Origin of the sequence: Paenibacillus aurantiacus, assembly GCF_042431225.1 — a bacterium.
GTDB lineage: Bacteria > Bacillota > Bacilli > Paenibacillales > Paenibacillaceae > Paenibacillus_Z > Paenibacillus_Z aurantiacus.
On the sequence record NZ_JBHMDO010000009.1, the window covers coordinates 43106 to 56231 of the forward strand.

Below are 13126 nucleotides of genomic sequence, written 5' to 3' on the forward strand. Positions count from 1 at the left end.
CATGCAAGAGGATCGGTCGGCTTATATAATCGGCGTGGACGGCGGCGGCACGAAGACGCATTGCGTCATCGGGGATATGCAGGGCAATCTGCTGGCGGCGTGCGCGGGCGAAGCAGGCAACGTCAAATCCCGGCCATGGCCGCAGGTCGCGGCAACGCTCGTCTTCCTCATCCGGCGGGCGCTGCATCTGGCCGGCGCTGAGCCAGCCCAAGTCGCTGGCATCGCGGCAGGTCTTGGCGGGGTCGTCCAGCCGCGCGACCGCGAGCGGGTCGCGCGGCTGCTCCAATCGCAAGCGGGCGAGGACGCGATCGTTCATGTGTATCCGGATGCCGAGAACGTGCTGGCGGCGGGAGCGGGCGGAGGCGCGGGTATCGCGCTCGTGGCGGGGACCGGTTCGGTCGCCTGGGGCAGAACGGCGGATGGCTCGCAGGCGAGGTCGGGCGGCTGGGGCCACGTGCTGGGCGACGAGGGCAGCGGCTACGATATCGGCCGCCGCGCCTTGGCGGCCGTCATGCGCGCGCATGACGGCCGAGGCGATATGACGGCACTGACGGCGAAGCTGCTGGCGCACCTGTCGCTGGCTTCCCCGCGGCAGTTCATCGAGCTGTATTACGAGCGGGTGGGCGTGCGGAAGGACATCGCTTCGCTGGCGGTCCCCGCCTTGCTGGCCGCTCGCGACGGCGATCCCGCCGCGCGGGCGATCGCCAATGAGGCGGCGGATGAACTGACGCTGCTGGTCCAAGGAGTGGCGGGGCAGCTGGAGCGCTGCGGCGGGCTCGCGGCAGGCGATCCGCTCTTCATGTCGGGGGGGCTGTTCGGGAGCGATTGGTTCGCGTCGCTGACGGAGGCCCGGCTGCGCTTGGCGCTGCCGTCGCTTAGCGTGAGCCGGCTGTCCCTGCCGCCTGCGAGTGGCGCCTATGTGACCGGGCTGCTTGCGTGCGGCGTGTGCCTGGAGGACGGATGGCAGGCGAAGATGCGCGGCTTTTGGTCCGGGCAGTCCGTTGGAGAATGAGGTTCTACAGCTAGGGTATCGAAAGGCGGCGGCCGCGAACGATAACGTTCGCGGCCGCCGTTTGTCGTCATCCGGTGCGTTACTTATTTGGCGCGGATGCTGGCGATAATCGCGGCCGACGTACTAATACAGCGGGTCGGCCAATATACAATAATCAATTGCCTTCATGTTGGCATCTGCCTGAGGCAGTCCGCGCCGACGAACGGTCTATGCTAGAGCGGGACGACAGGCAAGTAAATATCCATCGCGTACGGGCGGTCCGCCTGCCAATCGGATGAGTGAAGCTCGACATGGATGCCACGGTCATGCCCGAGGCCGCGTTCGCCCATGATCGTGAAGGCGCGGGTATAGACGTCATCGACGTCGTCGGTTTCTTTTTTGCGCAGGTAGAGATAGTTCGCCGCTTCGAGCGCAACCGGATGCATACCTTCCGGCACCGGCGCGTCCTCGCCGACCTGCACCGCGATATAATGAACAAAGCCGCCCTCATGGGTGAACGACACGCAGACGAGCGTATCCGGTTCGATCGCGCCGATGACCTCGCCGATGCGCGCGATCATCCGCGCCTGCAGCGGCCGGATTGCGCCCTGGCCCGCCTCGGCGAACGAGCCTTCCCAGCGTAGCCCGACCGCCCGGAAGCCGCCGTGCGAGACGACGGCTCCCGAGGCCGCGCCGCCGCCGAACCGGAAGGGCGCTTCTTCCGGCTGCGTCTGTCTGAGTACGTGCAGCATGCGCGGCAGACGATCAGGCCGATAACCCTCGGTTTCCGAATCTCCTGGTTGGTGCACTTTCTCGGCTTCGCTGCTCATTTGTGTACCCACGCTCCTTCAATGGTCGGTATAATTATCCATAACATCAGTATACAACAGCCGGCTAAATAGACATGTCGTTTCTTATCGGAAACCGGCTGAATGCTGAGCCGCCTACCGCCGACTCAAACCAATCATCCGGGCTGACGAACCTTATCCGGCAATTATTCATATGGTTTTACTAGATGCATGATGCCAAAAGGGGGCACGGTCTATTGCCATGAGACGATTGGGCGAGTACATCACCTTGAATTTGGTCCTGCTGCAGGTATGGGCTTTCTTCGCAGCGCTCGACGGTTCGGTCACTCCGCTTGAGGGGGCGCTGTTATTCGATGCAGCACTGATTGGGCTGCTGCATAGTGCTAGCCTGAAGCGCTACCTGTTCGGAACGGACGGACAGGAGGAGTAATGAGCGACAACAGCCGGATGGCCTGCGATATTCGCGCCATCTGGTTGTTCGCGATTCGTCCGAATGGGGGCAAGTGGACAAGCTTGAGGGATATGAACGCGAGGCAGATCCTTCATGATTTCGTCTTGACAATACATAACTAAGACAATATACTAACTATTAGTTAGCTGGTTGTAAAAGTGCAATTGATAATCTTTTATCTGCTTCGGTAGATGATGATCACAAAGTGACCTTATAGGAGGAAATCATTCATGGCAAACGTTCTTTTCGTCAAAGCAAACAATCGCTCCGCCGACCAAGCGGTGAGCGTCAAATTGTACGATGCATTCTTGGCTTCGTACAAAGAATCCCATCCGGAAGACCAAATCACCGAGCTTGACCTGTTCGCGGAAAACCTTCCGTACTACGATGCTACCCGCATCAACGCGATGTTCAAAGCGGGCCGCGGTCTCGAGCTGTCGCCGGAAGAAGTGGAAATCGCGGCATACGTCAACCGTTACCTGAACCAGTTCGTCGAAGCGGACAAAGTCGTCTTCGCATTCCCGCTCTGGAACTTCACGATTCCAGCCGTGCTCCACACTTACTTCGACTACCTGTGCCAAGCAGGCAAAACGTTCAACTACACGGCGAACGGTCCTGTCGGCCTGTTGACAGGCAAGAAAGTCGCAGTGCTTAATGCGCGCGGCGGCGTGTACTCCGAAGGCCCTGCGGCTGCTGTTGAGATGTCCGCGAAGCTCGTTACGACGCTGCTCGGCTTCTTCGGCATCACCGACATCACGTCCGTCATCGTGGAAGGCCACAACGCTTCCCCGGATCAAGCGGCAGCAATCGTCGAGGACGGCTTGACACGCGCAACAAGCGCAGCGAAATCGTTCTAAATTTCTTCCGGCGGAGGACCGCTATGGAAGAACGCAAGAGGAGAGACCGGCGAGCAATCGCCGGTCTTTTCGGCGTGAATCGGCAATTATGGGCGGCTGGGTACGAGAGCAGCTCGGCGGTTGCGGGATCGGGTGCGCTTCCGCATCCGTGCTCCACGCTGCGAGGCGCTCCCGGTATTTCCCTCAATCCCTTCCTCTACACAGCCTTCCGGCTTCTTCCGATATATTGATTGTCAGAATAATATCCGGGTTCATGGGAAGCCGGGAGGAGGAATACAGATGAAGGAGCAACACAAGCGGCGCGATTTTCGTTGGAACGCCATATCGCTGCGGGTTCGGCTTCCGTTCCTGATTAGCGTGCTGGTGCTGTTGGCCGTGATCGGATCCGGAGTGGCTTCATATATGATTAGTTCGGATTTGCTGCTGCGCAAGTCGAAGGACGAAATGACGGCTAACGCCATTCGGATCGGTGAGGGCATGTGGACGACGGCTGATCTAGTCATGCAGTCGGTGCACATGGTGTCGGTTCATAACACATTCAAAGACTTGATCGCGGCGCGGAACGAAGGTTCGATGAACGATGCGGTCTTCTTCTCGGACGCCAACGCGCTGTATACCAAGGCGCAGGGCATCTTAACGGAGAGTTTCGAAGGCTCCAAAGGGATGAACAGCCTTATGGTGCTGGATAGCAAGGGCACGATTCTGGCGAACAGCAATCCGGACAGCGTCGGCGAGTCCAGAGCGGACAGGGAGTACTTCCTAGAAGCGCTCAAAGGCACATCGTTCATCAGCGACGCGATCATTTCGAAGTCGACGGGTAAGCTGCTCGTCGCGTTCGCCGAGCCGATCAAGAGCAAGGACGGCGATATCATCGGCGTGTTCGCGGCCACGGTAGGCTCGGAATTTTTCACGGACCGGCTGAAGAATATCCGCATTAACGGAGAGGGCTCGGTCAGCGTCGCCAGCCGCTCCGGCATCGTGATCTACCACTCGTTGAATAAGGAAGCCGTAGGCAAGACACTCGAGGACGAAGAACTGCTCACGCTGCAAAAGGAAAAAGCGGAGGAAGCTGTCGTGCAGAAGAGTCTCGATAAGGACGACGCTTACTTGAGTTATTCACTCATTCCCGGCTCGGACTGGACGGTGTTCGTGCAGGACAGCTACGCTGACATCAAGCGTCCGCTCGATTCGCTGCTCACCCGGATCGTGATTGCGACGGCGATCGCTGTGGTAATCGCGATCGCGGCCGGTGCGCTCATCTCCCGCGTCATCGCCAATCCGATCATCCGTCTCTCCGGGCTATTCAAGCAGCTGGCGGGCGGGGATTTGACGGTACGGGCGGAAGGGAAATTCCAAGGCGAGCTGATCGGCCTGGCAGATAGCTTCAACGCGATGGCGGACAATAACAAGGCGCTCATCGCCAGCATGAACGAATCGATCGACGTGCTGAACGCAAGCACCTCCAAGTTGGACGCTGCCTCTCGACAGACGGCGCATCTGGTCGGCGAGACGTCGGCGACGACGATGGAGATCGCGACCGCGGTCGAATCGCAGTCGCACGACACCGAGCATATCGTCGACAGCTTCTCCGGCTTCGGCGACCGCGTCGCTTCCGCAAGCGAGAACGCCCGGTCGGTGAAAGCGCGCGCCGAGCGAATCATGGACGTGTTCCAAACGAGCAAGGAAACGGTGGAGCGCTTGAGCGACATCAACAGCCAGAACGAAACGCAGGTCCGCAGCATCTCCGGCATTACGCGGAAGCTGGAGGAGAGCGCAAGCAGCATCGGCAGCATTACGGGCGCGATTACGACGCTGGCCAGCCAGACGAACCTGCTCGCGCTCAACGCCTCCATCGAGGCGGCCCGCGCAGGCGAGCACGGACGCGGCTTCGCCGTCGTCGCTTCGGAGATTCGCAAGCTGGCCGAGCAGAGCGCCAAGCAGTCCGGCGAGATCGACGCGATTATCGCGAAGACGCTCACTTACGTGGCGGAGAACAACCGCAGCGTGAACGAGATCATCGGGATTTCGGCGCTGCAGGATACGTACGTCGGCGAGACGAAGCAGGCGTTCGATACGATTCTCGGCAACGTGATGGACATCGTGGACCAGATCAAGGCGATGGCGGGAGCGCTCGATCAGATGGAGAAGGACAAGGACGTCGTCCTGATGTCGGCGCAGCAGCTGTCTGCCGCGGGCGAACAGATCTCCGCCTCGGTCGAAGAAGTGACGGCTTCCGTGCAGGAACAGTCGTCGATGGTTGGCGGCTTGGCCGATATGGTCAAGACGATCGAGCGGTTGTCCGAAGAGCTGAAGGACCATGCCAAGCACTTCAGACTGTAACCGGGTAAGCTGCGGGTCATAACCGTCTTTCGCTGCATGTATGAAGGAGGGCGTCCTCCGCTTTGATCCTTGAAGGATCGAGGCGGAGGGGCGCCCTTCTTTTTCGGGCACGGGACAGGGCGGCATGGGGAGCATTGCATGTTTTCGACAGATTCCGGTCAAAATGTAGGTACCTGACCTGCAATCGCCAGGTCTGCCACGACGGATGAAGGATGAGGGGCTTGCGATGCGCTTTAGAAGCATTAATGCGAGAATGCTGGCCACGATGCTGCCAATCGTGGTGCTGACGCTGCTTGGGCTCGTGCTCTATTCCAACAAGCAGCAGCGCGACACCTTGTACGTAGAATTGGAGCGAGGAATGAATAACGGCCTGAACTGGGTCATCAACCAGATGAATGTCGATCTTACGGCGCATGGTGCGATCATACAGTCCCTGGCCGGTACAGTCCAAGCGAATCCATACCGTTCCAAAGACGAGCTTCAAGCGATCTTTACGGGCAGTCTGCCCGTCAATAAAGACACGTTCGGGGTCGGCGTGTTTTATAATCCGTACGCCTATGATCCTGCAGAGAAATACGTATCGGTTTACGGCTTCAAAGAAAACGGCAAGATCGTTTTCACCGACGCCTACAACGATCCTTCCTACGATTACCCCAACTTGCCGGCGTACAAAGAGGCGATCGCTTCCGAGAAATCCTTGGTGGTTAGCGCTCCGTATTATGACGCGCCGTCGAAATCGACCTTGATCACGTTCAGTTCCCCCATTCGCGACGAAGCGAAGAAAGCGATGGGGCTGTTGATGGGCGACATTAACTTGAACAGCCTGCAAGACTATATCAGCAAAATGGTCATCGGCAAGTCGGGTTGGGCGTTCCTGATCGACAAGAACGGCACGTACCTCGGACATCCGGACAAAACCAAGCTGATGAAAACAAAGGTGCAGGAGGAGACGGATGCTTCCTTGGCGGCGCTGGGCAACGCGATGCTTGCCGGCGAATCGGGCTCCGGCAGCTTCAAGAGCGCGGACGGCGGCAATCAGGCGTTCTACCAGCGCATCCCCGAGCTGGGCTGGACGCTCGCGCTCGTCGTGCCGGATAAGGAATGGCTTGGCCCCATCAACGATTTGAAGCGGAAAATGTACCTTATCAGCGCGCTGGCGGTGCTCGTGCTGGCGGCGTCGGTCTTCTTCATTGGCCGTTCCATCGCGAAGTCGGCGCGGGGCGTGACCCGGCTGTCGAGATCGCTCGCGGAAGGCGATTTCTCCTACCGAATCAAGACGGAATCGCGCGATGAATTCGGACAGATGGCGGACAATTTCAACGAGACGATGGAATCGCTCGAAGGAACGCTCTCGCATGTCGTGCAGAACGCGCATACGGTGGCCTCGACCTCGGAGCAGCTGACCGCGAGCGCGGAGCAGACGAGCAGGGCGACCGAGCAAATCGCCCATGCGATCTCGCGCATCGCCGAAGGGGCGACCCGCCAGGTGGAAATGACCGCGCACGGGGCGGGCATCGCAGCCCAAGTGTCGGCTTCGGTGCGCGACCTGGCGGGCAGCGTCGAATCGGCGAGCGAATCGTCGGTCCGCTCGCGGGAGGAGGCGGTCAGCGGCAGCGAGGTCGTGCGCTCGGCCGTCGATCAGATGAACGTTATCGATGAGCGGATTCAGGGGATGGCCGCCATCATGCAGACGCTCGGAAGCAAGTCGAAGGAAATCGACCGCATCGTCACGCTCATTACGAGCATCTCCGGGCAGACGCACCTCCTCGCGCTCAACGCGGCGATCGAAGCGGCGCGGGCAGGCGAGCATGGCCGGGAGTTCGCGGTCGTGGCGGACGAAGTCCGCAAGCTGGCGGAGGAATCGACGGTAGCGGCCGAGCAGATCCGCGATATTATTACCGACATCCAGCGCGACACGAAGAAGGCGGTCGAGGCCGTCTCGGGAGGAAGCGCGGCGCTCGCCGAAGGCATTGAGCGCGTCGGCCAGACAGGTGCTACGTTCCAAGGCATCCGCGAGACGATCGAGCAGTTGTCCGCCCGGATGCGGGAGGCCAGAGACGGCATTCGCGCCGTCAGCAACCAGATGGATGAGCTGGCCGGCTCGATCGCCGGCGTATCCGAGATCGCGCGCGAATCGGCGGATGGCACGCATACCGTCGCCTCATCGGCGCAGCAGCAGAACGCGTCGATGGAAGAGGTGGCCGCGGCGTCCGCGATGCTCGCCAAGATGGCGGGAGAGCTGATGGAATCCGTCCAAAGTTTCAAGCTTTCCACCCAGACGCCGGACTAAATCCGGCATCGGCCTGTTCGCTCCCCAAGGGCGGACGGGCCTTTTTTTTGTTGCGGTTCATTTGCTAGACAATGTGTCTAATTCTAATTTATGACAATTATTTTCGATGCCTTGACATTCAAAATGAACGGGAGTAAGGTTGATGTTATGTTGTTCAATATCTAGTATGTACTATTTTTCACGTTCGCCAAGCACGTCTCTCAAGCGGAATGAATATATGAGGAGATGAGAGAAGCGAAGCGAGCCAAGACCTTGATCTTGCGTACGTAGACGCATGGAAAGCAGCACAGAACAGATGGGAAGGCGGAGGCGCACTGTCAGCCTTTTTTCGTCGTTCCCGAATGGAAAGGAAGGTTTGCAATGCCGCAACTGATGCGACTCGGCAATCGGCGGATTCTGTTATTTACGCTGATTCTCGTGTTAAAAGGGGCGCTTGCCTGGTTTGTCGTATTCGAGGATGGTCCGTCATGGTTGACGCTATGGACGGAAATTCCGTTCTTCTGGGTCGTTTTCTGTCTGATCGAATGGTTCGCCAAGAAGCGGAAGCTGCTCTATTACACGCTGGCGAATCTCTTGTTTACCCTTCTGTATTTCACCGTCCTGATGTATTACAAATACTACGGCATCATCGTCACCTATCACGCCATTACGCAGGCGGGCAAAGTCACCCAGGTGGGCGATAGCACGTATTCGCTCATGGATCCGTATTACCTGCTGATTTTTGTCGATATTATCGTGCTCGGCTTCGTACTGTACTGGATCCGGCGTAATTCCGCCCGTTCCGACAAGCCGTTCACCGTCAAGCCGATCGCGCGTCCGGTGCTGGGGGGCATGTTCGTCCTTTCGGTAGTGCTGTGCATCTTCAACGTGTGGCCTAACCGCGCGAGCATGAACGAGAACAAGAAGGCCGAAGAGATGGGCATTCTCAACTACGAGGTGTACACGATTTTCGCGGACTCGACCGACGATTCCGAGCCGGCGCCGATGAGCGAGATTACGCAGGAGAAGATCGACGGCCTGAAAGGGATCGAGAAGGTCGCGGCACCTGTTCAATTCGGAGCGGCCAAGGGCAAGAACTTGATCATCGTCCAGATGGAGTCGGTGCAGAATTTCCTGATCGATCTGAAGATCGATGGTCAAGAAGTGATGCCGAACTTGAGCAAGCTGGCCCGGGAGAATTTCCACTACGACAACTTCTACACGATGGTCGGCCAAGGGACGACGTCGGACGCGGAATACGTCGTGAACACATCGCTCTATATTCCGAAGCATGGCGCGGCGACCGAGGATTACGTCAAGCACGAACTGCCGAGCCTGCCGAAGCTGCTGACGGCCAATGGCTATGACACGGCGACGTTCCATACGAACGACGTCTCGTTCTGGAACCGGACGGAGCTGTACCCGGCGCTTGGCTGGGGGCGGTACTACGACAAGAGCTTCTACGGCGATGAAGACCATATCGCGTTCGGCGCTTCCGACGAGGTGCTGTTCGCAAAGACGGTGCCGACGCTGAAGGAGATGGACGCGGCCGATAAGCCGTTTTACGCGCAGGTCATCTCGATGAGCGCGCACCATCCGTTCCATTTGCCGGAGGAGAAGTACAAAATGCAGCTGCCGGAGCGGTTCGAAGGGACGCTCGTCGGCGACTATATCCGTTCGCAGAACTATGCGGACTGGGCGTTCGGCAAGTTCCTCGAAGACTTAAAGACGAGCGGGCTGTGGGACGACAGCGTGATCATGTTCTACGGCGACCATCAGGGCGTCTCGCTCTACGCGCTGGATGGCAAAGAGGAGGAGCTCATGGAGGAAGTGATGGGACGGGAATATGGCTACACGGATATGTTCAACATCCCGTTCATCCTTCACGCGCCAGGCGTCACCTATCCCGCGAAGCAGAGCATGACCGGCGGGCAGGTCGATATTTTGCCGACCGCGGCCAATCTGCTCGGCATCTCGCTCGGGGATCAGATCCACTTCGGCCAAGACTTGCTGAATACGCAATCGAACATTGTGCCGATGCGGCATTTCTTGCCGACAGGCACGTTCATCAACGACAAGGCGATGTTCCTGCCGGGCATCTCGTTCGACGACGGCACAAGCTACGACGTCTGGGACAACAGCGTCAAGACGGACGTCGCGACGAAGGAACAGTCCGACCGCGCGCTTGCGCTGCTGCATCTGTCCGACAGCTTCGTCGAGCAGCTGCCGCTGCGGGAAGGCATACAGGAATAACGAGCACTTATCCATTCATACGCGAACGTGAGGAAGCCCGGGCTGGGAATGCCCGGGCTTCTTGGCGTGCCGTGCCGGGGACGCCCGCAAGACGGCTTGGAGCGAAGGCGGTCGAAGCGATTCGCAGATTGCGGGGGTAGTCGGATTAGAAGCGGCGCGGTTCGCAAGGCTGCGGGAGGTAAGCGGACTAGAATGGGCGAGGTTCGCAAGGCTGCGGGAGGAAAGCGGACTAGAATGGGGGTGGTTCGCAGGATGCGGGAGGGAAGCGGACTAGAATGGGCGCAGTTCGCGGGCTGCGGGACGTAAGCCGACGGGCGTGAGCGTGGTTCGCCGTCCCGTCCTTGATGTGCGTGGATGGATAAACTTCCCTGATGGAGCAACAAACGGGGGATCCAAGTCGTCTAACTAACGATGGGTTAGAGAACGAAACAACGCATGGGAGAGATGCAAAGGTGAAAGCATGGCAAGGAATCAAGTGGCTGCTGCTGGCGGCGCTGCTCGTCGGGGCAGCGGGCGGCGCGGGCGGGCCGAAGACGGCGGAGGCGGCGGGCGTCATCCGCATCTTCATGGACGGCGAGGAGCTAGTCTCGGACGTCGCGCCTTACGTAGTGCCTAAAGCGAACGTGACGATGGTGCCGCTGGCGGTCATCAGCCGCGGCATGGGGGCGAACGTCAGTTGGGACGGCCCGTCGAAGACGGTCACGATTATCGATGGTCCGTCCGTCATCACGATGGCAAGCGGCGCCAAGAGCGCGTTCGTGAACGGGGCGGAGGTCGTGCTGGGTGCGAGCGTACAGGCGCGAGGCGGGCGAATCATGGTGCCGCTTCGTTTCGTCGGCGAGCAGCTGGGGCTGACCGTCGTGTGGAACGCGGTTGACGCTACGATCGCGCTGCAGAATGGGGCGTCAGGCAATCCGAGCGGAGGGGGCACGGGAGGAACCGGCTCGCCGCCGGGTACCGATTCGGGCCAAGGCGGAGGGCCGGTGACGTTACCTGGCACGGGAGCGGGGAACGATACGTTGAACGGGCTGCGCGGCGCCTGGATCTCGACCGTCTATAATTTGGATTGGCCCACGAAAGCGTCGGCGGGCAAAGCGGAGCAGCAGAAGCAAGAATTCCTCACGCTGCTTGGCGAGCTGCAGGCCATGGGCATGAACGCCGTCTTCGTGCAGGTGCGCCCAGCCGGAGACGCGTTCTACCCTTCGACGCTGGCCCCTTGGTCGGAAGCGCTCAGCGGTAAGCAGGGTACGGCGCCGAATTACGACCCGCTGGCGTTCATGATCGAGGAGACGCACAAGCGGGGGATGGAATTCCACGCTTGGTTCAACCCGTTCCGGGCGAGCGTGAATACGAAGCTGGACAATCTCGCAGACAATCACGTCGCGAAGCTGCATCCGGAGTGGATCGTGAATGCGGGCGGCATTCTGTACGTCAATCCGGGCATTCCGGAGGCGCGGCAGCATATTGTCGACGTCATTGCGGAAGTGGCGAACGGCTACGACGTCGACGGCGTCCATCTCGACGACTATTTCTATCCGTCGAGCGGTACGTTCGCCGACGATGCGGCTTTCGCGCAGTATAATCCAAGCGGCATCAAGGACAAAGGCGATTGGCGGCGGGAGAACATCAACGCCTTCGTCCGGCAGGTGGATGCGGCGGTTCACGCAACGAAGCCGGACATGCGCTTTGGCATCAGCCCGTTCGGCGTATGGCGCAACAAGGCGGTCGACGCGAGCGGTTCGGACACGAAGGCGGGCGTTACTGCCTACGACAGCATGAACGCAGACGTGCGCACCTGGATCAAGCAGGGCTGGGTCGATTACGTGGCGCCGCAGCTGTACTGGAGCTTCCAGACGAGCGCGGCCCCATACGGCAAGCTGGTGGACTGGTGGGCGCAGGAGGTGCGCGGCACGGGCGTTGATCTGTACATCGGTCACGCAGGCCATAAAGTCGGCGGGAAGGAAGCGGGCTGGCAAAGCGCGCAGGAGATTATCGACCAGCTGCGATACAGCGCCCAGTACGCGGAAGTGAAGGGCAACCTGTTCTTCAGCGCGAAAGACTTGCGCAAGAATCCGCTCGGCTTGATCGAGGCGCTGCGGCAGTACAACGGGATGGCGGCATGAGGTCGCGCCCCGGCTACGCCGCGGCCGTACGACGGGCTAGCGGCTTGAGGCTGCGCCTCGGTTACGCGGCGGCCTTGGTCGCCGTCATGCTGCTCGGTCTCGCCTCGCGGCGATTCGCGGGCGCGCTGCCATCGTTCATCGCGTCGCATGCTGGCGATGCCTTGTGGGCGGCGATGGTGTACGTGGGCTTCCGTGTGTTGTTCGTACGGCGATCCGTCCTCTTCGCGGCGGTGGCAAGCGCGGCGTTCTCGGCCGCGATCGAATGCAGCCAGCTCTACCAAGCGCCGTGGATCAACGCGGTGCGGGAGACGACGCTCGGCGCCCTCGTGCTGGGCCATGGCTTTTTGGCCGTCGACCTGCTCCGTTACGCGACCGGGGTCGCGGCCGCCGCGGGCGTCGACCTTGCGGTCAAGCGATGGAGCCGGGGCGCGGGGAGGAGCTGATCGGCGGGGAGTCGGCCATGGCCGTTTCCCTGCAGAAGTTTAAGTCGTATCGGCGTTTCCTTGCGAGTCGATAGGGGGACGTGGATGAAGAAGGCATGGCCCAGGAGGGGTCGTGCCTTTTTGGTGTCTGGAGAGAGGCGGCTTTGCAGGTATCCGCAAGCTCAATATAGCTTTCGGCGCTCAGAGTCCATGTGTTATGCGGCAATGGACCGGAGCGAGGTCGATAGTGATTAGAGTGTCGTTATCAGTGCGGCGGAGGGCTGGAGTGAAAGCGATAGTGATTTGGGCGTCGTTAACGGTGCGGAGAAGGGTAGAAGCGGAGGCGATAGTGACTTGAGTGTCGTTAATGGTGCGGAGAAGGGTAGAAGCGAGGGCGATAGTGACTTCAGCGTCGTTAACGGTGCTGTGGAGGGCTGAGCGAGGGTGATAGTGACCTGAGTGTCGTTAACGATGCGGCAAAGGGGATAAGCGAGGTCGATAGTGACTAGAGTGTCGTTATCAGTGCGACGGTGTGCCAGAGCGAGGTCGATAGTGATTAGAGTGTCGCTATCGGTGCGGCGGAGGGCCGGAGTGAAAGCGATAGTGATTTG

The 13126-nt window shown here is 59.8% G+C and carries 10 protein-coding genes; 9 read left to right on the plus strand and 1 reads right to left on the minus strand.

Translation table 11 applies throughout. The features are described 5' to 3' along the window. Position 1 precedes the first annotated feature (1 nt). On the plus strand, positions 2-1012 hold the full coding sequence (locus tag ACFFSY_RS04455) for a BadF/BadG/BcrA/BcrD ATPase family protein (protein WP_377490487.1): 1011 nt from the start codon (positions 2-4) through the stop codon (positions 1010-1012). Between the two features lie 212 nt (positions 1013-1224). Here ACFFSY_RS04455 and ACFFSY_RS04460 read toward each other — a convergent pair whose 3' ends face one another. After that, positions 1225-1821 (minus strand): GyrI-like domain-containing protein, encoded by a 597-nt coding sequence (locus ACFFSY_RS04460; protein ID WP_377490490.1) that lies wholly within the window; start codon positions 1819-1821, stop codon positions 1225-1227. 220 nt (positions 1822-2041) lie between these two features. On the opposite strand from ACFFSY_RS04460, the gene ACFFSY_RS04465 reads away from it, so the two are divergent. From ACFFSY_RS04465 to ACFFSY_RS04500, 8 genes are all read left to right on the plus strand, one after another. Then, positions 2042-2230 (plus strand): hypothetical protein, encoded by a 189-nt coding sequence (locus tag ACFFSY_RS04465; RefSeq protein ID WP_377490493.1) that lies wholly within the window; start codon positions 2042-2044, stop codon positions 2228-2230. After that, positions 2230-2373 carry a hypothetical protein gene (locus ACFFSY_RS04470; protein ID WP_377490496.1) on the plus strand — a complete coding sequence of 48 codons (144 nt, stop codon included), beginning with the start codon at positions 2230-2232 and terminating at the stop codon, positions 2371-2373. Before ACFFSY_RS04465 ends, ACFFSY_RS04470 begins: the two co-directional genes overlap by 1 nt. Before the next feature lie 108 nt (positions 2374-2481). Then, positions 2482-3108, plus strand: a complete 627-nt coding sequence (locus ACFFSY_RS04475; RefSeq protein ID WP_377490499.1) for an FMN-dependent NADH-azoreductase — start codon at positions 2482-2484, stop codon at positions 3106-3108. Positions 3109-3387: 279 nt separating this feature from the next. Then, positions 3388-5448 carry a methyl-accepting chemotaxis protein gene (locus tag ACFFSY_RS04480; protein WP_377490502.1) on the plus strand — a complete coding sequence of 687 codons (2061 nt, stop codon included), beginning with the start codon at positions 3388-3390 and terminating at the stop codon, positions 5446-5448. 226 nt (positions 5449-5674) lie between these two features. Next, complete coding sequence (locus tag ACFFSY_RS04485) at positions 5675-7738, plus strand: methyl-accepting chemotaxis protein (protein ID WP_377490505.1); 2064 nt, start codon at positions 5675-5677, stop codon at positions 7736-7738. A 360-nt stretch (positions 7739-8098) separates the two neighbouring features. Next, positions 8099-9970: an LTA synthase family protein gene (locus ACFFSY_RS04490; protein WP_377490508.1), complete on the plus strand. Its 1872-nt coding sequence runs from the start codon at positions 8099-8101 to the stop codon at positions 9968-9970. Between the two features lie 452 nt (positions 9971-10422). Next, positions 10423-12093, plus strand: coding sequence for a family 10 glycosylhydrolase (locus tag ACFFSY_RS04495; protein ID WP_377490511.1), 1671 nt, complete (start codon positions 10423-10425; stop codon positions 12091-12093). Continuing rightward, positions 12090-12536 carry a ribosomal maturation YjgA family protein gene (locus tag ACFFSY_RS04500; RefSeq protein WP_377490514.1) on the plus strand — a complete coding sequence of 149 codons (447 nt, stop codon included), beginning with the start codon at positions 12090-12092 and terminating at the stop codon, positions 12534-12536. Before ACFFSY_RS04495 ends, ACFFSY_RS04500 begins: the two co-directional genes overlap by 4 nt. Positions 12537-13126 lie beyond the last annotated feature (590 nt).